The sequence below is a fragment of the Paenibacillus sp. BAC0078 genome (genome assembly GCF_054483875.1).
Map to the genome: position 1 here is coordinate 26534 of NZ_JBTLRW010000027.1, position 19934 is coordinate 46467.

21 protein-coding genes are annotated in these 19934 nt (G+C 51.1%); 11 read left to right on the forward strand and 10 right to left on the reverse strand.

The genetic code is table 11. The features are described from left to right. The first annotated feature begins 450 nt into the window (after positions 1-450). The 11 genes from ACX1DY_RS28820 (at position 451) to ACX1DY_RS28870 (ending at position 10115) form a co-directional block, all read left to right on the forward strand. The gene (locus ACX1DY_RS28820; protein ID WP_458967562.1) at positions 451-1719 is read left to right on the forward strand and encodes an alkaline phosphatase; all 1269 of its coding nucleotides are present in this window, start codon (positions 451-453) and stop codon (positions 1717-1719) included. 219 nt (positions 1720-1938) lie between these two features. Continuing rightward, positions 1939-2523: a response regulator transcription factor gene (locus ACX1DY_RS28825; RefSeq protein ID WP_458967563.1), complete on the forward strand. Its 585-nt coding sequence runs from the start codon at positions 1939-1941 to the stop codon at positions 2521-2523. A 187-nt stretch (positions 2524-2710) separates the two neighbouring features. Continuing rightward, positions 2711-3745: a radical SAM protein gene (locus ACX1DY_RS28830; protein WP_458967564.1), complete on the forward strand. Its 1035-nt coding sequence runs from the start codon at positions 2711-2713 to the stop codon at positions 3743-3745. A 15-nt stretch (positions 3746-3760) separates the two neighbouring features. Next, on the forward strand, positions 3761-4051 hold the full coding sequence (locus tag ACX1DY_RS28835) for a PqqD family protein (RefSeq protein ID WP_458967565.1): 291 nt from the start codon (positions 3761-3763) through the stop codon (positions 4049-4051). A 27-nt stretch (positions 4052-4078) separates the two neighbouring features. After that, positions 4079-4222: a hypothetical protein gene (locus tag ACX1DY_RS28840; RefSeq protein WP_458967566.1), complete on the forward strand. Its 144-nt coding sequence runs from the start codon at positions 4079-4081 to the stop codon at positions 4220-4222. A gap of 54 nt (positions 4223-4276) precedes the next feature. Next, positions 4277-5536, forward strand: a complete 1260-nt coding sequence (locus tag ACX1DY_RS28845; RefSeq protein WP_458967567.1) for a M16 family metallopeptidase — start codon at positions 4277-4279, stop codon at positions 5534-5536. 9 nt (positions 5537-5545) lie between these two features. Next, the gene (locus tag ACX1DY_RS28850) at positions 5546-6766 is read left to right on the forward strand and encodes a M16 family metallopeptidase (RefSeq protein WP_458967568.1); all 1221 of its coding nucleotides are present in this window, start codon (positions 5546-5548) and stop codon (positions 6764-6766) included. 26 nt (positions 6767-6792) lie between these two features. Continuing rightward, the gene (locus ACX1DY_RS28855; RefSeq protein WP_458967569.1) at positions 6793-7824 is read left to right on the forward strand and encodes a radical SAM protein; all 1032 of its coding nucleotides are present in this window, start codon (positions 6793-6795) and stop codon (positions 7822-7824) included. Positions 7825-7847: 23 nt separating this feature from the next. Next, positions 7848-8165: a YciI family protein gene (locus ACX1DY_RS28860; protein WP_458967570.1), complete on the forward strand. Its 318-nt coding sequence runs from the start codon at positions 7848-7850 to the stop codon at positions 8163-8165. Between the two features lie 23 nt (positions 8166-8188). Then, a complete protein-coding gene (locus ACX1DY_RS28865) occupies positions 8189-9427 on the forward strand; it encodes an MDR family MFS transporter (protein ID WP_458967571.1) in 1239 nt (412 codons plus the stop codon). 16 nt (positions 9428-9443) lie between these two features. Beyond that, positions 9444-10115, forward strand: coding sequence for an MOSC domain-containing protein (locus ACX1DY_RS28870; RefSeq protein WP_458967572.1), 672 nt, complete (start codon positions 9444-9446; stop codon positions 10113-10115). A 74-nt stretch (positions 10116-10189) separates the two neighbouring features. On the opposite strand, the gene ACX1DY_RS28875 is transcribed toward ACX1DY_RS28870, so the two are convergent. The 10 genes from ACX1DY_RS28875 to ACX1DY_RS28920 all read right to left on the reverse strand — a co-directional run bounded on the left by ACX1DY_RS28875 (position 10190) and on the right by ACX1DY_RS28920 (position 19933). Continuing rightward, a complete protein-coding gene (locus tag ACX1DY_RS28875) occupies positions 10190-11599 on the reverse strand; it encodes a nucleoside recognition domain-containing protein (protein ID WP_458967573.1) in 1410 nt (469 codons plus the stop codon). Then, positions 11577-12308 (reverse strand): FeoB small GTPase domain-containing protein, encoded by a 732-nt coding sequence (locus ACX1DY_RS28880; protein ID WP_458967574.1) that lies wholly within the window; start codon positions 12306-12308, stop codon positions 11577-11579. The genes ACX1DY_RS28875 and ACX1DY_RS28880 overlap by 23 nt, the downstream gene beginning before the upstream one ends. After that, positions 12305-12559, reverse strand: a complete 255-nt coding sequence (locus ACX1DY_RS28885; protein WP_458967575.1) for a FeoA family protein — start codon at positions 12557-12559, stop codon at positions 12305-12307. Before ACX1DY_RS28885 ends, ACX1DY_RS28880 begins: the two co-directional genes overlap by 4 nt. A gap of 222 nt (positions 12560-12781) precedes the next feature. Beyond that, the gene (locus ACX1DY_RS28890; RefSeq protein WP_458967576.1) at positions 12782-13957 is read right to left on the reverse strand and encodes an asparaginase; all 1176 of its coding nucleotides are present in this window, start codon (positions 13955-13957) and stop codon (positions 12782-12784) included. A gap of 246 nt (positions 13958-14203) precedes the next feature. Beyond that, a complete protein-coding gene (locus tag ACX1DY_RS28895; protein ID WP_458967577.1) occupies positions 14204-14662 on the reverse strand; it encodes an SRPBCC domain-containing protein in 459 nt (152 codons plus the stop codon). A gap of 107 nt (positions 14663-14769) precedes the next feature. Beyond that, entirely contained in the window at positions 14770-15726 is a 957-nt protein-coding gene (locus tag ACX1DY_RS28900) for a helix-turn-helix transcriptional regulator (protein ID WP_458967578.1), read from the reverse strand. 23 nt (positions 15727-15749) lie between these two features. Beyond that, a complete protein-coding gene (locus ACX1DY_RS28905) occupies positions 15750-17693 on the reverse strand; it encodes an FtsX-like permease family protein (RefSeq protein ID WP_458967579.1) in 1944 nt (647 codons plus the stop codon). Then, positions 17668-18438, reverse strand: a complete 771-nt coding sequence (locus ACX1DY_RS28910; protein ID WP_458967580.1) for an ABC transporter ATP-binding protein — start codon at positions 18436-18438, stop codon at positions 17668-17670. The genes ACX1DY_RS28905 and ACX1DY_RS28910 overlap by 26 nt, the downstream gene beginning before the upstream one ends. A 157-nt stretch (positions 18439-18595) precedes the next feature. Continuing rightward, positions 18596-19690, reverse strand: coding sequence for a GerAB/ArcD/ProY family transporter (locus tag ACX1DY_RS28915; protein ID WP_458967581.1), 1095 nt, complete (start codon positions 19688-19690; stop codon positions 18596-18598). A 9-nt stretch (positions 19691-19699) separates the two neighbouring features. Next, on the reverse strand, positions 19700-19933 hold the full coding sequence (locus tag ACX1DY_RS28920; RefSeq protein WP_458967582.1) for a hypothetical protein: 234 nt from the start codon (positions 19931-19933) through the stop codon (positions 19700-19702). Position 19934 lies beyond the last annotated feature (1 nt).

Consider the following 19934-nt stretch of genomic DNA (forward strand, 5'->3'; position numbering starts at 1 on the left):
CGCTCTGGCCTTAGTCTACCTGCTCTCAGCCTGCTCCCGCCTCAGCCTATTCGCGTCCCAACCCCGCACCGTTCCCAGCTTCCCCGCGTCCTAGCATGCTCTGGTTTACAGCCTCTGCGCGTCCCAGCGTTCTCCAGCCGCAGCTCCCCCACGTCCAAGCCCGCACTGGCCTTAGCCTCCCAGCGCCCCAGCGCCTCCGGCCGCAGCTTCCCCACATCCCAGCCCACTCCAGCCTTGGCCCCTCCGCTCGCCAACCCGCCTCCGTTCCCGAACAACTGGAATCCCCATCCCCCGATGCACATCCGCATCGGCAAAAGTAAGATTTTGCATTCATTTTACAAACATTGCATATATCGCACTCTGTTTAACATTAGATAGATTTCCAGAAAATATCCCCCTAATATTTTTACTCTAGTATGAGGTAGTAAAACAAACTTAAGGAGGGTATATATGAGTTCTCAGAAAAAGAATAGATTCAAGACTGCGTTAACCGTAACTGCGGCAGGTGCGCTTTTGGCTACGGGTGTAGTGAGTACACAGCCTGCAAAACAGGCAGAAGCAGCGACCTCACAGACGAAGAATGTTGTTCTCTTCGTTGGCGATGGGATGGGGACGGCGGCACGCAATGCGATTCGGCTGGCAACTGTAGGCGAAAAAGGCACATTGGCTATGGACGATATGCCTTACGCGGGTCTGATTCATACGAGCTCTACAGTACCTGTTACAGATTCGGCTGCATCAGCCACGGCATATGCCAGTGGGGTGAAAACATATAACGGCGCAATCGGCATGGATGCCGACAAAAAATCGGTAGCCACCATTGCGGAATACGCCAAAAATGCCGGCAAATCCACAGGCGTGGTAACGACCAGCCAGATTACGGATGCTACAGGTGCCGCTTTTGGCGCACACGTGGAAGACCGCTCGAAGCAAAGCGACATCGCGCTGCAGCTTTTGACGAAGAGTAAAGTGGATGTTCTGCTCGGCGGCGGCGAGGATTTCTGGTATCCGGCCGGAGAAGCAGGCAAGTTCCCGGACGCACCGGCTGAAGATCCTTCGGAGAAGAGCAAGGGAACACAGGGCAATCTGGTTGAAAAAGCAAAATCGCTTGGATACAACTACGTATCGACCAAGGATGGTCTGAAGCAGGCCAAGAACGGCAAGCTGCTCGGACTGTTCGCCAACGAAGAAATGTTCCAGCAGAACGAAGAAGGTAAAGGGGATATCTACAACCCTGTAGTTTCCCTCGCAGAGATGACCCAGAAGGCGATTGACACGCTGTCAACGAACAAAAAGGGCTTTTTCCTGATGGTAGAGGAAGAAGGCACGGATGAATTTGCCCACAAAAACAATGCCAAAATGACGATCAAATCCGGCCAGGAGCTGGATAAAGCAGTTCAGGTCGCCAAAAATTTCGCCAAAAAGAACCCGGACACCCTGGTTCTGGTGCTTGCCGATCATGAAACAGGCGGACTCTCCATTGAACCGGTAGACGCTGAGGATGAATCAGGAGATGGCATCTCCAAAGAGGACGGTCCTTTTGCGATTGCCAATTCCAAAGCTAACTTTGTCGTGGATTGGACAACCTCCGGCCATACTGCAGTTGACATTCCGGTTACCGCTATGGGCAAAAACGCCCAGCTCTTTACTGGAGTATTTGAAAACACTGCCGTGTTCGACAAGCTTATGCAGGCTTATGGCTTCAAAGTGAAAAAATAATAGGGCAGGCCAGAGGAGAAATCTCCTCTCTTGCCTATGGGGCTGGCCGGATCTCCGGCCGGCTCTTTCTTTTTAATTACATAACCCTATCAGAATTGACAGGCTGGCAAGCAATGCTATAATCAAATAAATAGAAAATTATGCAATTAATTTTTCTTTATGGGATCTGCATCCAGACGGACTTCACTAACCATTTTTTTGGAGATTGGGGGTAATGGGATGGGTGAGCTCAAGGCGCCTTTCATCACCGATGTAGAGGATATGAGCTGGATCAAGCGTACTTCTGACTGCTATTTTATCATTGATGAGACGGGTCATATCTTACAATGGAGCTCGGAGATTGGTACGCTGCTTGGTATTTCGGCCGCACAAGCGGTTGGTGAGACTTGCCGTTCCCTCGATCTATTCAGTGATTGTACCGGGAACAGCCTCTGTAAAACCTGCCAGGTTCTGAGTGCTGCACAGCATATGAAGAATTGCAATGGATCACGCAGGGTATATGTTCAACGAGGTTCGGTAAGGTTTCCTTTACTGAAAAGCATCCGGGCCAGCAGCTACGATAAACGGCTAATTTGGGTAACCCTTGAACAGGCTGCGGTTTTTTCCCTGACCGAAAAGCTGACCTCACAAGAAAATAGAGTGCTGGACTTATTATCCAAAGGACAGACGGCGCAGCAGATTGCTATGGATCTGCACATTTCTTATACTACGGTCCGAACCCATATCCGTAATCTGTTGAGCAAGCTTGGAGTACACACTCAGAAGGAAGCAGTGTCTCTCTTTTTTGCCGAGCTGCTTAAATAATATTTAATAGGCAAAGAAAAGGATCATCTCCCGGTAGTTGACTGAGGGGATGATCCTTTTTGCGACTTAATATCCTAATTTTTTTCAAAAATACCTCAAATGTACGATTCTCCCACTCCTAGTATATGTTAATTTAGGATCACATATTGAAAGCCGGGAGCAAGTGAACCCGGTGAGGGAGGAAAATATGAGTAATATTGCAGCGATACAGGATCAGTTCAAAGCTCCGTTCTACCTGGTTTGGGAGATTACGCTTCTATGCAACGCCACTTGTGTGCATTGCTATTCAGGCGCAGGCCGCCGGCACCCGGATGAACTGGACACAGCAGAAGCTCTTTCCGTAGTCGATCAATTAGCTGAAGCCGGAGTTCTTCTGCTTGGACTCTCCGGGGGAGAAGCTCTGCTTAGGCCCGACTGGATGGACATCGCCTCCCGTGCTTCGTCACAGGGAATGATGGTTTCGATCGGCACCAATGGAGCTGTGATTGATGATGAAATGTGCCGCAAGATCATCGAGGCGGGAGTGTCCGGGATTTGCGTCAGTATTGATGGAGCAACGGCGGAGGTGCATGAGCAGGTGCGCGGTGTCAAAGGGCTGTTTGACAAAGCTGTTAGAGCCATAGAAACATTGGTGAAGCACGGAATTAATGTAACCGTCGGGTATACGCCGACCCGGCTTAATTTCAAGGATGGCCGTAAGGTCGTAGAATTGGCCGCGAGACTCGGTGCAAATGGAGTAAACCTTTCCGAATTTATTCCCACAGGACGAGGGGATCAGGCATTGGCGCTTACGCCGAATGAGCTTCGCGATGTGATTGTGGAGTGGATCTCCATGCAGCAGGAATATGCCGGAAAGCTGAAAATATATTGGCATGACTGCCGTGTAGCCTTGATGCTCCCGCCAGAGCAGGCAGCGCAATATATCGGCTGCGGCGCAGGTTATGTTACGGCCCGTATCACGGTTAACGGTGATGTCACCCCTTGCGTGACTTTACCGCTCACAGCAGGCAATTTGCGTGAGAAGAGCTTCCAGGAAATATGGAGCCACTCGCCGGTTCTGGCGAATATCCGGGACAGAACGACAAGAAACGAAGGGAACTGCGGCACTTGTGAGCATAAGTTCATCTGCGGAGGATGCCGCTCGGCGGCATTGGCTTATCATAACGATGCTTCAATGGGCGATCCTTATTGCTGGGTAGTTCCTGAAGCAGTTCAAGTGTAGAAGGAGAGGGATAAGATGATGCCAAATTTAACCTCGGATACGGTTCTAGCACTCGCAGCAGGTATTGTTACCCGCAAAGAGGAAAACCGCAAGTATGTGGTGTACAACCCGGCTACGGACGAGCTCCATGTGTTGTCCCGTCTGGCCTATACCATACTGAAGCTGTGTGAGCAGCCTGCCCGGGTTGCCGAAATTACAGGGCTTGTGGAGGAATCCATTCCAGCCTTCCAGTGTGAAGAGGGACGCGGGGAAGTGGACGGATTACTTCAGAAGCTGCTGAAACGGGGCTTATTGAAGGTAGCTTGATCAGTTCTATGGAGAGGAGGTGAGGAAATGGAAGCAACCAGAGAAATGCTGTGGGACATCGCCCGTGATAACATGGCGGAGATGGAAGACGCTGATTTGCTGGCAGCCATTCAAGAACTGGATATTGTAGATTTAGGGGAATTATCTGTTATTGCCTGGAGAGTAATTTAGTAAGAAAGGAGCCTCGGGCGCTGCCGGAGGTTCTTTTTAAAAAGGAGGCAGCCAATGGATCAGAGCAGAGCATCCTGCCGAAGGTTAAGCAGTGGACTGAACATTATTCATCTTCCGTTAGCAGGGATGAACACAGTATCGCTGGGTCTGCTTGCGGGTGCGGGTGCAAGGCTTGAAGCGGAGGATGAAATAGGCAGCTCGCGGATTCTCGAACATTGGATATGGCGAAGGGAACAGAAGGAAGAGGATCGCGCTGAGATTTTGGCAGATTACGGGGCTAATGTGAAAACCTCTTCCAATATAGAATGGACACGCCACTGGACTACAGTGCTTTGTGATCAATTTGAGCCGGTCTTCAGACTGTTTATGCAGGATATTCTGGAGTTTGAACCCAGCCCTGAGACCTTTGCGGCCAGCAAGGAGTATGCAGCAGTTCTTTCAAGCAAACGCCGGAAGGAACCGAATGCGTACGTAATGGATGTATTGCGTGAGCGAATGTCCGGGGGCAAGACCATCGGCCGGTCAGCTGTAGGCCTAGTTGAAGATATAGTGAAGCTGGATTTCCCCAAGGTGAAAAGCGTCTATAAACGGCTATACGTTCCGAATAATTGTGTGCTTGCTGTGGTTGGAGGCATTTCAGAGGACAGACTGGAAAAGCTGCTGGATGCGTTCGAAGAAGCCGTTACCGTACAAGACTCCTTGTGTATTCCCCGGGAAGAACCTCCTTATTGGCAATCCTGCGCGTATTCCATAGAACAGGAAGGCAGACTCGTTCATCTGGGGGCGGCGCTGCCCTGTGTATCGTGCAGACATCCTGATTTTTTCGCATTTGCTGTGTTGTCGCAAGCCTTGGGCGGAGGAGACGGCTCCAGACTTTTTGAGAGTATCCGGCAGCGAAAAGGGCTGGCCTATCAAGTGCGCAGCAGTTTAATGTCCTTCCGGGACACGGGACTCATGACCTTTTATCTGGCCACCGGACCGAATAACGTATCCTGGGCGGCATCTGCCATCGTTCAAGAAGTGGAGCAAATCAGGAACAACGGTATAAACGGGGAGGAGGTCAAGGCCGCCCAGAACCAGCTTTTAAACCAGATGGTATTAAGATCGGAGAGCACAGCTTCCAGGATGAACACACTATTGACCGCTGCATGGTATCCGGGATACCCCGGGACATTAACCGCCATGAAGGAAGCCATAAGTTCGGTTACCCCGGAGGCTATTCAGTCCGCTTTACAGAACGCCGCCCCGGCTGCAGACATAGGTGTGGTGACGCTTGGTCCGGTATCCGCTTCAGCGCTAGTAATGAATCATTAGGGGGACGTTATGGCCTATTCGCAGTGGAAGTATCCAAATGGTCTGAACGTAATCACGGAGGATATGCCTTCAATGGCAAGTGTGACGGCCGGATTTTTTGTACTGAGCGGGGCAAGGCATGAGGCTGAGGAACAGACAGGGATCGCACATGCGCTGGAGCATTTGCTGTTTCGGGGATCGCTGCTTTATCCGAAGGGAACCCTGAGTCCCGAATTTACTCAAATGGCAGGGACTATGAATGCCTTTACAACGTGGGAATATACCTGCTACTACAGCCGTTCCACACCTGAGGAGTTGCCGGGAATCTTTTTTCCATTGATGGATATGATCCGGCAGCCGCTTTTGCGGGAAGAGGATTTTGGTCTGGAGCAGAATATTATCCGCAAAGAATTATCAAGACAGTTAGAGGAACCAAGGAGCAGAATCACCCATGCGCTTCATCAATCTGTGTATCCCGGGCGCTTGGGCAAGCTGCTGATCGGCCTTGATGAGGACATTCTAAAACTTAGCTCTCTGGAGCTTAGACAATTTCACCGGCAGCATTATATCCCTTCCAATATTCTGCTGGTGATTGCCGGCAGCCTGGAAAAATGCAGCGGACTAGAATCCTGCCTGCAAGCGTTACAGAATTGGGAGGAGCCAAATCTTCCGGCTGGTCTGGAACAGACTCAAATGGCACAACCTGCGGTTGTGAACCTCTCGCGGGCGCGTGCGGAGCTAGGTTACTCGGTATGGGCCTGGAGTCTCCCGCCGCTTGAAGATAAAGAGCATTATGCAGTCCATTTGCTGTGTACCCTGCTGGGTGACGATAATTACATCGGCTCAAGGCTCTATAATGTGATCGTCGCCCCTGGAATCGCCCAGCAGCTCACCTGTGTCTACTCCGTATTGGGAGGCAAGGGGCTGTTCAAAATCTATGGGCTGGCAAAGACTGCCGAGCTGGAAGGGATCAAGGAAAAGCTGCTGGCCGAGCTGAGCCAGATGGAGAATGGAAATATCACACCACGCGAATTCAACCGAGCCAAGCAAAAAGTAAAAACACAAATGGCCCTGGATGCCTCCGTCTCCCACAGCCGTTCGGTCTCGATTGCCCAAGCCTGGATGCGCCATAGACGTATGATTCCTCTCGAAGAGCTTCTAACCTTCATTGATCAGGTAAGCGTAGAAGACGTTCAGAATATAATCGCGTTGTACTTTAGCAACCGGGAATGCTTTGAAATATACGGATAATTACAAGAAACGGAGCTGGTCTAAAAATGGTAGAGGAATGGTTCCGCTATCCTGTGCATATGGTCTGGTCGGTTACTAATCTGTGTAATGCCCACTGTATTCATTGCTCGTCAAGCTCTGGAACCTGTCTTCCGGGCGAACTGGATACGGCACGGGCCTTGCACCTGATAGAAGAACTGGCGGATATAGGTTGTATTGATTTGGCCTTATCGGGCGGGGAGCCGCTGCTTCGGCCGGATATCGAAAGCATCCTTAAACTCGCCGTTCATCATAATATGCAGGTGGGTCTGGGAACCAATGGCTGGCATCTGGATCTGAAAAGAGCGAAGGAATTAAGAGCACTAGGGCTTCAGCGCATTCAGATCAGCCTCGATGGCATAGGCCGGACGCATGATGAAGTGCGGGGGCTGAAGGGGTTGTTCAACCGGGTGGAGCGGGCCATTGATGCTTCGCTTGAGTCAGGGCTCCAGACGCATCTTTGTTTTACTCCCCACAAGGAGAATGTGCATCACACAGAACAGGTCATTGAATTTGCTCTATCCAAAGGCGTACATCTATTCAACCTTTCCCAGTTTGTTCCGGTAGGCCGGGGAAGCCAGAGCATGGATCTGCCTCCTGATCAGTGGAAGTCTTTGGCTGAGTTATGGGTGAATAAAAGAGAGCAGCTTAAAGGGCGTATGAAGTTCAGCAGCCACTTGGCGCAAATGGCTCTGGTCGATCCGGATTTGGCCTGCCAGGAGGGCTTTCGCGGCTGCCAGGCCGGGATGGCACAAGGCTATATCTCTGCGGATGGCTGGGTTACTCCCTGTGTTATGCTTCCGGTCCATTTAGGCAATGTAAAGGAACGTCCCTTGAAGGAGATTTGGGACAACTCTCCTGTCATCCAGCAATTGCGTGACCGGAGCAATCTGGGCGGAAACTGCGGAAGCTGCGGAATCCGGGAAAAATGCGGGGGCTGCCGCGGAGTGGCTTATGGCCTGTATAACGACTACTTGGCTGAAGATACGCACTGCTGGCTGCATTCTGCACCAGTATCTGCTGACCGGATCACAGTTTAATAAAAAAAAGGGGAATGTTACAAATGAGCTATATTACCAGAGATGAAGATATTCGTTATGTTATTTTGCTCAGCCATGCAACGAACGAAAAAATGGATATTGAGCTCATTCGCGCTCATGTGAACCATTTGCGGGAGCTTGACCGGGAGGGCAAACTGGTAATGTGCGGGCCGTTTACGGATTATGCCGGCGGTATGGTCATTATCCGCGCAACGTCCAGAGAAGAAGCTGTGCAGATTGCAGAGCGTGACCCTTACGTCCTGTCGGGCAAAGAGAATTATGAATTGCGCACCTGGGAGCTGTCGCTTGAGAGCAACGGACATATGGGCATCGTTGAATAGAATGAAGAGAGGTTGATTCTTCCATGCGGCTTACTTTTTCTTATTTTAGACGACATGACCCCATTCTATGGATTCGAGTGTTTGGAACCGGATTGTGTGCGCTAACTACATTTATGATCCGGCCTTTTCTCATTTTCTATATCTCGGATAAGCTTGGCGGAACTGTGCTGATGCCTCTGCTGGTTGTAGGTCTTCAGCCGCTGGCGGGAATTATGCTGAGCTTCTGGGGGGGAGGGTTGGCTGACCGTTACGGACGCAAGCCGGTTATGCTTGTATCGCTTGCGATTCAGGCCTTGTCCATGCTTGGTTTCATATTTGCCGATACGCTGTGGATGCTTATTCTGATTTCTGTGCTTGGAGGCATGGGCATGCCGATGTTTTTGCCTGCAGCCAATGCGCAGATTTCTGATATTGTTCCCGAGGAGAAACGTGCGGAGGTCTTTGCCCTTATTCATGGCGCGGTTAATGTTGGCGGTGCGCTGGGGCCTTTGCTGGGCCTGGCCGTGTATTTGTTGAACCAGAATGTTATCTTCGTCATTTGCTCGGCCTCATTCGTTCTGTTCGCTCTGCTCATTTGGTGGAAGGTGCCGGAGACACGCCCGAAGGATACCTTTCTGGCGGATAAGCCTGCAGCCCATTCTGCCAGACTTCCATACCGGGAGCACCGATTGCTGTACCTGTTGACCTTGCTCGCGATTCCTGTGGGGTTATTGTATTCGCAGGTGGAAACAACCCTTCCTCTGCATTTGAAAACAAACTTTTCCAATGCGTCCTCCGTCTTTGCCGGGCTGATGACGATTAATTCTGTTGTTGTTATTCTGCTGATGGTTTGGCTTCCCAAGAAGACGGAGAATAAATCGCCACAGTCCATGATATTGATCAGCTATGTGCTGTTTGCCATCGTAAGTCTGGGCTATGGATTTGCGACATCTTTTCTCGTATTGGTGGTAACGGAGCTGATCTTCACCGTGGGTGAAATTATCGGCATCATCCATTTGCAAAAGTATGTTTCTATCGCTGCTCCCGCAGGCATGAGAGGAAGATACAATTCAATTTTTGGGTTATACATGCAGATTCCCAAAATTCTCGGCCCCATTTGTTTCGGAGTGATCTTTGAACAGTTCGGCGGGGGCGCAATGTTTGCACTCATCTCCGGTTTGCTTGTCCTCTGCGGCGTGGCCATCTATCAGCTTATCCGTAATGCACAGAATCAGAAGGTCGCTCTGGCGCAAAAGGAGCTGCAGGCGGATACAGCGGTGTAAGGAGAGTGGAATGGGAATGCGGATCTGTTCTGTGAACATTGGAAAATCCGAGTGGATTGAATTTGAAGGAAAACGCGTCTTGTCTGCAATAACGAAGAAATCAACCCAAGACCGGGTGTTCTTATCTGCTCTGGGTTTGCAAGGGGACGAACAGGCTAACAAAGTCAGACATGGCGGACCGGACAAAGCAATTTGCGTTTATCCGGAAGAATATTACGGTGACTGGGAGCAGGAGTTATGCCGGGAGCTTCCCTTGGGTTCCTTCGGAGAAAACCTGACAGTACAAGGGATGAGGGAATCGGAAATACATATCGGCGATATTTTCATGTGGGGGGAGGCATTGATTGAGGTTACCCAGCCCCGCCCCCCATGTCATAAGCTGGCCAAAAAATTTGGTAGCCCTGGGCTGCCGCTCCTTTTCCAAAATTCAGGAAGAACCGGTTTTCTCATGCGTGTTCTGCAGGAAGGGTGGGTTAGCATTGAGAGTCCATTCGTTCGCTCCAAATCCCATCCCGCGCAAATCTCTATTGCGATGGTCAATGACGCTATGTATAAGGATATACGGAATAAAGAGCTGCTCACGGCTATTTTACAGGTGGAGGCCTTGTCGCCAAGCGTTAGAACCACTTTCAGGTTAAGGCTGGCAGGGCATTATGAGGATTCTGCGAACAGACTGCAGGGGATGTAAAATTGAGAGGCTGCTTTGATCGGGCAAATGAAAAACTCCTTCACAGTAAGAGCTGCGAAGGAGTTTTTTGTGCATCACACCCAGCCGAACAAGCGGGCCGCCTGTGCAATGGCAAAGGTTACGGAAATAGCGATTGCAAGCGGAATGACGGCGGAGAGCACAGCCCATTTCATGCTGCGGGTCTCCTTGTAGATATTAATAAGCGTGGTGCCGCAAGGATAGTGGAGCAGGGAGAAGAGCATCATGTTAAGCGCGGTCAGCCAGGTCCAGCCGTGGCTCACAAAGATGTCCTTAATGCTGCCCAGACCGTCGACATCAACCATTGCACCGGAGGACATATAGCCCATCAGGAGAATCGGCAGCACAATTTCATTGGCCGGCAGCCCTAGGATAAAGGCCATAATAATGAAGCCGTCCAGCCCGAGCAGCCCGGCAAAAGGATCAAAGAAAGCCGCCATATGATTAAGTACACTGTCCCCGCCAATGAATACGTTGCCGAGAATCCAGGTGATAATTCCGGCAGGAGCGGCAACAACGATAGCCCTGGTCAGTACGTTCAGGGATTTTTCCTTGGAGGAGATAAGTATGGTCTTCCAGATTTGCGGGCGGCGGTATGGCGGAAGCTCTAGAGTGTAATGGGTCGGCACTCCCCGCAGCGCGGTCTTGGACATCACCCAGGAGACAGTCAAGGTTACGACTATCCCGATAAGCACGATTCCCATCAGCACCAGGGCGGTCGATAAAGTTTGCATTGCACCTGCTGCAGCACCAGAGGCCATGAACAGGGAGGATAGCAGAATCAGCGTCGGCCAGCGTCCGTTGCAGGGAACAAAATTATTGGTCAGAATGGCCAGCATCCGTTCCCGGGGCGATTCGATAATGCGGGTGGAGAGAATGGCGGCGGCATTGCAGCCAAAGCCCATCGACATCGTTAAGGCCTGTTTGCCGTGGCCGCCGGATTTTTTGAACAACCGGTCCATGTTAAACGCCACGCGCGGCAGATAGCCGAAATTCTCCAGCAGCGCGAACACCGGGAAGAAAATCATCATAGGGGGCAGCATGACGCTGATCACCCAGGAGGTTCCGCGGTACAGTCCCAGCACAAGCACGCCATGCAGCCAGGAGGGGGCATTCACCGCTTCAAAGCCGGCGTTCAGATAACCCTCGATCCAGCCGAAGAGGGAAGCGAGCCAGCTCGAAGGGTAGTTCGCTCCGGCAATCGTAATCCAGAACACCAGGCCGAGACCGGCAAGCATAATGGGGAAGCCCCATATTTTTGAGGTTACGATATTGTCCAGCTTGTAAGTGCTGGTGAGCTTCTTTTGGTCCTGATAGGTGACGGCATCACGGCAGATTTCCGTCGATACGCCATAAATGCCGCTGACGATCTCATCCCGGATTGCGCCCTTGTCCGCCAGTTTTTTCGCTGCCGACAGCAGGGAATCTATAGCGTCCGTTCCTTTAATGGCATGCGGTGACTCCATGACTTATGGCCTCCTTTGCTTCGGGAATAGGTTTGCGGTTCATGTTAGCTTTGAGTGAGGCCAGCAGGCTGTCATCACCGTCCAATAGCCGCAGGGCAATCCAGCGCGCCGGATATTTGGAACCAAACGTCTGCTCCACGACAGGCGCAAGCTCGGCAATGCTCTGTTCGATCTCATCGCTGTAAGCGATGCGCAGCGGCGGTGCTGTGAATGCTCCGGTGGCAACACGCTCGATCTGGTCCAGCAGAGCTTCAATGCCAATTTTGTTCCGGGCCGAAATCGCCACAACGGGGACGCCCAGCCGCTTCGCAATGGCCTTCAGGTTAATGGTGATGCCCAGCCTTTGGGCCTCATCAATCAGATTGACGCAGATCACGGTCCGCCCGGTAATCTCCAGCACTTGCAATGCAAGGTTAAGATTGCGCTCCAGCGAAGTTGCGTCCAGTACTACTAGCGTCACATCCGGCTGCTCGAAAATAATGTAATCCCGCGCGGCCTCCTCATCGGCAGAATTGGAGTACAGTGAATAAGTGCCGGGAAGGTCGACCGCCCGGTAGGCGTGGCCCTTGTGCGTGAATTCGCCTTCGGCGGTAATGACGGTTTTGCCCGCCCAGTTGCCCGTGTGCTGGCGCAGGCCGGTCAGCAGGTTGAAGAGCGTGCTTTTTCCTGTATTGGGGTTGCCTGCAAAAGCGACAGTGAATTGACTCATCCTTCTTCACCTCCAATGATTTCTCCGTAGATCAGCGAACTTTCCTCCCGGCGCAGGGCAATGGTCGTATTGCTTACCCGAAAGGCCGTAGGGTCTCCGAGCGGGCTGCGCCGCAGAACCTCAACGGCATTGCCGACCACAAATCCGAGATCAAGCAGCCTTCTCCGCAGCACCCCCTGCACTTCGATGCCAGTGATCACAAGCTTGTTGCCATTCAGCGCTTCCGACAACGGAATAGAAGCTCCAGCCATAACATCTCCTACTTTCATATTTAGAAATAAGTATATATTGTGCACTAGGGTTAGATTATTGTAGTATTCCACAATAGTAGTATACGTGAATAAATTTGTCCTGGCAACAAAAAAGTTTCCCTAGGGAAAAATAAATTAAGAATAATAGCGAAAGAAAAAAACAAGCACTCAGACCTCTAAGGGGCCTGGTGCTTGTTTTTCTTCATATAGTTTCAAAATCTGTTATTTTCCCGCAGTGTCGATTTGACCTGACCCATAAGTGTCAAACCAGCCTTTTATCGTGTTGAAATCGCTGCTGAAAGAAAGGCTTAACATCAGTAGAATGCGGGCATGTGCGGCGTTTAAGTTGTCTCCGGCAATAATGCCATCGGCGCTTGTGTAGTTGCTGCCGGAACCCGTACGGGTTGTTGCAACAAAGATAACACCTTTCTCTTTAATCGCCTTCGTCCGGGCTTCTCCCATTGCTTTGGAAATTCCCCCGGCGCCTGTGCCGGCAGTAACAATTCCCTTTGCCCCGTCCGCGACAAAACCTGTGATTGCTCCAGCCCCGGCATCTTGATAAGCATAGGCAATTTCCACCTTCGCCAGGCTGGATGGTGAAATTTTACTCAAATCAAAGGGTGTTGCCCACTTATCTTCACTCATGAGTGATCTGGCATTGGAGCGGTAGATGCGGATATTTTTTTCGTCGATATATCCCAGCATCCCAAGCTTAGGTGTTTCAAAAGTATCAGTCCGGTAAGCATTGCTTTTAGTAACTTCTCTTGCCGCATGGAATTCATCATTCAGCATCAGAACGGTTCCGAAATACTTTGTTTTTCCACTTGCAGCCAGCTTGATGGCATTGTATAAATTCGCCTGAGCGTCACTGCCGATAACTGTCCATGGGCGCATTGAGCCTGTAATTACAACGGGTTTGGGGCTGCGTACGGTGAGATCAAGAAAATAAGCTATTTCCTCCATCGTGTCTGTACCTGTAGTTACAACGACTCCATCCTGTGTCTTAAGCGCCTCATCGACTTTTAAGGAAAGACTATATAATTGCTGCATTGAGTAGGAGCCGGAACCCGCATTGCCAAATTGATAGCTGGAGACTTCAGCGATTTGATCTTTATTGGGCAGCGCTTTAACCATATCTTCGATTAATAAAGTGCCTGCCTTGTAATTTTGAAAGCTTGTTTCATCAACAGATTGGCCCGCGATGGTGCCCCCGGTTGCAATAACCTGTACCTTGGGCAGTTGGATTGCGGATTGAGTAGATACGACGGTTCCCTGGACTACAGCCTCTGCTGCATAGGTGCTTGAGACCGGAAACATGGTGACAGTTGGAAAAAGCGAACCTAAAGCCAGTCCAGCAGTTAAAGCAGTTTTTAGCCATATTGATTTGGATAATGACATAAATTCAACCCCCCTAAGTATGTATAATTATTCATATACGTCATTAAACCTAACATATTTAAATAATTATTAATGGGATTATATTTATGTGTCATGTTTTATGTCAAATATATAACGTGTATAAAAAAACGCTTTAATGTACTGTTTTTTTGATTGTAAACCTGATTATCGGCTAATATCACGCTATATTAAAAATATAAATTAAATTTAATATATTTGGAAAAAAGTTAAATCAGTACCATCCTGCTATTCCCCGCTGCCAAAATCCAGCGTTCGGCCGGTCTCCACCAGTGTTTTGATGTTGCTCAGAATCTGCCACCAGGCACTGTCGCTGGCTGCATATAAGGGGTCGTCCGGGTGCCAGTCATCGTGAATCAGCGTCAGCCTGGTGCAGCCGCCAGCGGGTTCGAGCTGCCAGGTGATGCGGGATTCATAAGGCTCCTCCCCCTTAAGGTAGGAAGGGCCAGCCTTGTGTATGAAGCTTAAGACTTGCTCTGGAACATACTCCAGCAGCGTGCCATAGACATGTACGGTTTCGTCTCCGTCTGCTCCCGGGCCGACATATTCCAGCAGTTCTCCTGTTTTGAAGCTGGAGCGGATTACGCTGCCGTAATAGATTTGCTTAACTTGCTCCGGTGCAACCAGACTGTTCCATACCTGCGCTGGGGTACCGCCAATATAGAACTCATATTTCAATTCTTTCATCTCAATCATTCCTCTCTGGAAGTGTCTTTTTCATGTATGTCTCAGACCTGTCTACACTATACAAAAGGATCACTGACAGATACGGTCAGTGATCCTTAGGAAGAGGATTATTCCGAATAATGTGCTGCAATATCTGTGGCTACGGCAGCAATTTTCTGCTTCAAGGCTGCCGGTTCAATGATTGTCAGCGACTTCCCGTAAGGCAGGAGGAAGTATGGAGCGTAGCTGTACACAGTGGCTTCATCCAGCAGGAACCGCGCCGTTCCACTGCTGCGCTGCTCCAGCGTGTGACCGAACAGCCAGTGGCTGCATAGCTCATTTAGTACTCTCTCTGCAGCCTCGATGACAACGGGAATCAGCTCTTCCGTTCTATCCTGGGCCGGCAGAAGGCTCTGCAGCAGAAATTCACGCGCCGAGAAGCCGGCGGGGCGGAGGAAGCTTGCGCCTGTCCGCTGCAGCCCGGTGATCCGGTCCACACGGAAGCTGCGAATCTGCTGGCGCTGATGGCAGAAGCCTGCCAAGTACCACTGGCCCTTCCACAGCACCAGCCCGTAAGGATCAATGCAGCGGGTGGAAGGAGCATCGCCGTTTCCTTTGCGGTACTCCATCTCTAGCGTCAGGCTGTCCGCAGTGGAGCTCTCAAGCTCTTCCAGCAGCTGCTCAAGCGGTGCAGCCGGTGAATGCAGCGTCTCCAGGCCGCTGCCGTGGCGCTCCATCTGTAGCTGCTGTTCGGCATTGCTGTAACGTTTGAGCTTGGCAAGCGCACCTTCAAGGGCATCCACATAAGGATACCCGCTGCCCCGGGCGAAAGCGGAGGCCTGAACAAGCGCCCGGCGTTCCCCGTCGTCGAAGAAGAGCGGAGCCGCGCTGAAATGCTCCGGCAGGCTATAGCCGCCGCCCGGACCGGCGTCCGCAATCACGGGAACGCCGCTGGCGCAGAGCGCGTCAATATAGCGGTAGATCGAGCGCACGCTTAGCTCCAGCTCCTCCGCCAGCTCTGCGGCGGTTCTTCTGCGCTGCTGCAGCATCCACAGAATGGACAACATATGATCGGCTTTGGACATACTTCTAGCAGTTCCCTCCTGTGTTATACCATCATTTTTTTCAGACTGTGAATATAACGCGATCTAACAATGATAAAATAAATGGTCTGCACGGTCAAAAATGCAGCCGCCGTAACCAGGACCGGCATGGCGACATTCCGGATGTGGATCTGGTACAGCACCGGACGAATGACTACCAGCGTCTGTATGACAGCAACCAGAATGGGAATATAGAATAGCAGTGCGATCTGCCGGGTGGCGGAGGCTGACATTTCTCTGACGCTCAGACCGATCTTGGACAGGGCATGATACATTCTTATATCTGCGTTCAGCTCCGTATGCAGCTTGAAATAGAGGAAGCTGGCGGACGAGAGCGAGAAAATCAAGCCTATAAAAACCCCGATAAAACTCATCATGGAGGTGCTCCGCTTGGAAGCCATGTAGCTATCCGCCCGGGCTCTGATTGAGGTGTCCCAGTTGTCTAGAGCTGTATTTCTGTTAACGCTCCACTGCGCCAGTTCACTTGAGATGACAGTCTCGGGTTCACCAGCTTTGAGCCGTGCATTATCCCATGCCGGGATCGTGTAGAAGTAATTCTCCACCAGAGCGGAGCTGTCCGACGCGGCCTCAGCTTTGTCATACAAGCTGTCGCTCACAATCAGTAACGGTCGGGTGTATGGGCCAAACGGCATCACCTTTGGCTTCTGAACCTGCACCAGCACAAGCTTTTGCCCGTTCAAATTGGATAACACTACATTCTGGCCGGCATCAAAGTTCAAGGAGACAAGCTGCGGATCAAAAAACAGTGCAGCTTCACCATCGCTCAGCGGAGGCAGTCCGGTATAATCCAACTGCTCTGCCAGTTGATTAAAGCGGGTGAGCGGAATCATTTCAACGCCGTTCTGCTTGCTCCCGCCTTCTCCCTTGATCGAGTCGTAGATGAACCGGGCCTTGTCCTCTGTATATTTGACTCCAGCCTTATCCAGAGTGCGGCGGATTTCCTGCAGCCCGGCGTCAGTATCCTTCCCATCATAAACCGTATAGGCAATTGCAAAGGGATTGTTCATATAAGCTGATCTGTTCGCTTGACTGATCGACAGCAGGAATCCGGCGGCCATACAGGCCATCGAGGTAACGACAGTGACAAGAAACAGCATCCGTGCGTTGTCCTTGATTTTATAGCCCATTTCGGAGATCCATAGCAGATTGGTCCCGCGCCACAGCCTTTTCCGGCTTTTTCTCAAGAGGCGCATGCCCAGCACGGACAACTGCGAATAGAAAAAATAGGTTCCGGGAATCCCGGTGACAGCCGCTGCCAGCAGAGAGGCAGGGGATAACGGGCTGCGGATGGCGACGGCACCTGCAGTCAGCAGGGCCAGTCCGAGCAGCGACAACAGCCAGGAGACCTTCGGTTCCTTCTTCGGCTTGACGCTGCCCTTCAGCAGCTCAAGCACCTGGTTTTTGCGGATGAACAGCAGGGTAAAGACAGAACTAACCAGGAAAAGAGCAATAAAACAAACAGAAGTAAGGACCATCGCCTTCACCGGCCAATAGAAGGGCAGCTCGTCAATGCCGATCGCAGTGGTGCTGAGCAGCAGGAACAGCTTGGACAGCAGCATTCCGCCGGCCATCCCGCTCAGGATCGACAGCAGGCCGATCAGCATATTTTCCAGCAGAATCAGCCGGTTGATCTGCTCCGGACGTGCGCCGAGGATCATCAGAATACCGAATTCCAGATTACGCGATTTAAGAAAGGCGCTGATCGAGTAGAGCACGAAGAAGAAAGCAAAGATGAACACGATGTATGAAGCGATCTTCATCCCGACAGCTGAGTTTGCTCCCATTGTTACAGACGCGACGCCCGGGTGATAGATAAACACCGAATATGAAAAGAATATCATTACCATAAAGGCACTGCTGAGAAAAAAGGCCATATACGCGCGCGAATTGCGCCGCACATTGTTAAACGCGAATTGAGGAAAGCTCATGGCCGTTCCCTCCCCAGAATGAAAGTGTGTCGATAATCTTCTGGAAGAAGGTCTGGCGGTTGTCTCCGCGATGAATTTCCGCCGCCAGCTTGCCATCCTTGATGAAGACGATGCGGTGGCAATAGCTCGCCGCCAGCGGATCATGCGTAACCAGCATCAGTGTAGTGCCTTCCTTGCGGTTGATATCCTCCAGCGATTCCATCACAATCCGCGAGGAATTGGAATCCAGCGCACCGGTGGGCTCATCGGCCAGGAGAATTGCCGGCTGAGTGATGATAGCCCGGGCAATGGCTGTCCGCTGGCGCTGCCCGCCGGAAATTTCGTAGGTCCGCTTGTTCAGGATATCTGTGATATTCAGGCGGGACGCGACCTTCTGCAGCAGAGCGTCCATTTCGGCCAGCTTGCGGTTGTCCAGGGTCAGAGGCAGAACGATATTTTCCGCCACAGTCAAGGTCTCCAGCAGATTAAAGTCCTGGAACACAAAGCCGAGCTGTCTGCGGCGAAACAGGGCCAGTTCCTTCTTGTTCATCAGATAGGGATTTCTTCCGCCGATCTTTACCTCACCCGAGGAGGGCTGGTCAATAGTGGAGACCATGTTGAGCAGAGTGGTTTTGCCGCTGCCCGAAGGTCCCATAATCCCGACGAACTCACCTTGCTCTATACTGAGATGAATATCGGTGAGAGCCTGTGTATGCACTTTTCCCGGATATACTTTATTCAGAGCGGTAACCTCAAGTACATTCATTCTATTCATTCCTTCCTGCCGGAAACGAGGGGTGCCATTCTTGTTATCAGGCCGCAGCCGTTTCCGCTTCTGTTACCGAGTTTACAGGAAGAGCACTGGGGGTGCTATGGTTTTACCTTAACATTACCTTACAGCGTGATTAAGGTTACGTTCGTACTTAGGAGGAGTGCTTAGACCGGCTCCGTAGGAGGATGGAAATCGCCAATAGCAGGGGAATGCCCACCTGAAATATCGGATCAATCTTAAGGCTTGGTCCCAGGCCGATGGCAATATGCTGCGTGTAGTCTCTCTCCAGAAAGGAAGCGCCATAAATGACCGCACCCACGGGAAATACCCACCATTTTGCCGGTTTTCCGGTCAGCTCTGCCACTGCTTTCACCGAACAAAAGTAGAATAGCATCATCTTGATCAGCAGGCCGATGAAGAGTTGGATCGTAACCAGGATGTCAAGGCGTTCGATAAACTTCAGACTGGATAGGGTGCGTACTATTTTCAAAAAGGGCAATTGGCTGAATCCAGCCACCGTCGGTCCGAGGACTGCAACGTTGAGGGCATTCATGAAAATCAGAAAAATACTGATCAGAAGATAAGCGGTTATTGTGTTTTTAACAGGCACACCGGGCTTATCCCACAAGGACCACAGCATTAAGAACACAATCATTTGGCCGAAGGGAAAAGAAACAACATCCGGCAGCGCGGTCTTTATAATCGGCAGCAGTCCGCCATCCAAAACGGGGGTCAGGTGATTGAGGTCCAAGGAACCCATGATGCCAAGCAGCACAATAAGCAGGCCATAAAAGAAAAGCAATAGCGGCAAGAGAACCTCCGGCAGGCGAAAGATAACTTCGGTCCCTTTCCATATGGCATATAACGCAATGGATATAAAAATCAGCATGGTGACAGCCATTGGGGTCTTCGGCAGCATCGTCATCGCCGTCATCTCGCCTAAATCGCGGACATTGCGCATGGACTCGTAGGCAAAATAGAGGCTGTAGATTCCGCCGAGAACGGAGCCAGCAATACGCCCGAAATGAGATTGAAGCATGCCGATAAGGTCGGTATCCATAGACCGCTGCTGAATCCACATCAGGAGCAGAAGCAGGATGAAGCCGGCTGCAGAGCCGGTGCACATGACCAGCCAGGAATCCTGCTTGGCTTTGCCGCCAAGCAGAAACAGCGGCGTGCTGCCGATCTCAAACAGCATGATCATAAACGAAATTTGCAGGGCAGACACCTGTTCATTTTTTTGCATGAGTGGAGATCAGCCTCCTAACCATTTGATAATTGCCCTGCCGGCTGGCTGGAAGAACGCTATATACAGGGTAGACACCCCTATATGTGGAGTTCCGGTAATGCCTGAAATGTTAACATAGGCACAGTAGAGCATAATGCAGCCGAACCACAGCCTGTGTGCCCTGAGGCCCTTCCCGTTCAGCAGGGTGCAGCCCCGCCAGAAAGCGAGACCATAAAGCCCAAGAATTATAGCTATTTTCATA

What these genes read in the sequence shown, in the direction of transcription:
- ACX1DY_RS28820 (WP_458967562.1), top strand. Translation starts at nt 451, where the DNA reads ATGAGTTCTCAGAAAAAGAATAGATTCAAGACTGCGTTAACCGTAACT.
- ACX1DY_RS28825 (WP_458967563.1), top strand. Translation starts at nt 1,939, where the DNA reads ATGGGTGAGCTCAAGGCGCCTTTCATCACCGATGTAGAGGATATGAGC.
- ACX1DY_RS28830 (WP_458967564.1), top strand. Translation starts at nt 2,711, where the DNA reads ATGAGTAATATTGCAGCGATACAGGATCAGTTCAAAGCTCCGTTCTAC.
- ACX1DY_RS28835 (WP_458967565.1), top strand. Translation starts at nt 3,761, where the DNA reads ATGATGCCAAATTTAACCTCGGATACGGTTCTAGCACTCGCAGCAGGT.
- ACX1DY_RS28840 (WP_458967566.1), top strand. Translation starts at nt 4,079, where the DNA reads ATGGAAGCAACCAGAGAAATGCTGTGGGACATCGCCCGTGATAACATG.
- ACX1DY_RS28845 (WP_458967567.1), top strand. Translation starts at nt 4,277, where the DNA reads ATGGATCAGAGCAGAGCATCCTGCCGAAGGTTAAGCAGTGGACTGAAC.
- ACX1DY_RS28850 (WP_458967568.1), top strand. Translation starts at nt 5,546, where the DNA reads ATGGCCTATTCGCAGTGGAAGTATCCAAATGGTCTGAACGTAATCACG.
- ACX1DY_RS28855 (WP_458967569.1), top strand. Translation starts at nt 6,793, where the DNA reads ATGGTAGAGGAATGGTTCCGCTATCCTGTGCATATGGTCTGGTCGGTT.
- ACX1DY_RS28860 (WP_458967570.1), top strand. Translation starts at nt 7,848, where the DNA reads ATGAGCTATATTACCAGAGATGAAGATATTCGTTATGTTATTTTGCTC.
- ACX1DY_RS28865 (WP_458967571.1), top strand. Translation starts at nt 8,189, where the DNA reads ATGCGGCTTACTTTTTCTTATTTTAGACGACATGACCCCATTCTATGG.
- ACX1DY_RS28870 (WP_458967572.1), top strand. Translation starts at nt 9,444, where the DNA reads ATGCGGATCTGTTCTGTGAACATTGGAAAATCCGAGTGGATTGAATTT.
- ACX1DY_RS28875 (WP_458967573.1), bottom strand. Translation starts at nt 11,599, where the DNA reads ATGGAGTCACCGCATGCCATTAAAGGAACGGACGCTATAGATTCCCTG.
- ACX1DY_RS28880 (WP_458967574.1), bottom strand. Translation starts at nt 12,308, where the DNA reads ATGAGTCAATTCACTGTCGCTTTTGCAGGCAACCCCAATACAGGAAAA.
- ACX1DY_RS28885 (WP_458967575.1), bottom strand. Translation starts at nt 12,559, where the DNA reads ATGGCTGGAGCTTCTATTCCGTTGTCGGAAGCGCTGAATGGCAACAAG.
- ACX1DY_RS28890 (WP_458967576.1), bottom strand. Translation starts at nt 13,957, where the DNA reads ATGTCATTATCCAAATCAATATGGCTAAAAACTGCTTTAACTGCTGGA.
- ACX1DY_RS28895 (WP_458967577.1), bottom strand. Translation starts at nt 14,662, where the DNA reads ATGAAAGAATTGAAATATGAGTTCTATATTGGCGGTACCCCAGCGCAG.
- ACX1DY_RS28900 (WP_458967578.1), bottom strand. Translation starts at nt 15,726, where the DNA reads ATGTCCAAAGCCGATCATATGTTGTCCATTCTGTGGATGCTGCAGCAG.
- ACX1DY_RS28905 (WP_458967579.1), bottom strand. Translation starts at nt 17,693, where the DNA reads ATGAGCTTTCCTCAATTCGCGTTTAACAATGTGCGGCGCAATTCGCGC.
- ACX1DY_RS28910 (WP_458967580.1), bottom strand. Translation starts at nt 18,438, where the DNA reads ATGAATGTACTTGAGGTTACCGCTCTGAATAAAGTATATCCGGGAAAA.
- ACX1DY_RS28915 (WP_458967581.1), bottom strand. Translation starts at nt 19,690, where the DNA reads ATGCAAAAAAATGAACAGGTGTCTGCCCTGCAAATTTCGTTTATGATC.
- ACX1DY_RS28920 (WP_458967582.1), bottom strand. Translation starts at nt 19,933, where the DNA reads ATGAAAATAGCTATAATTCTTGGGCTTTATGGTCTCGCTTTCTGGCGG.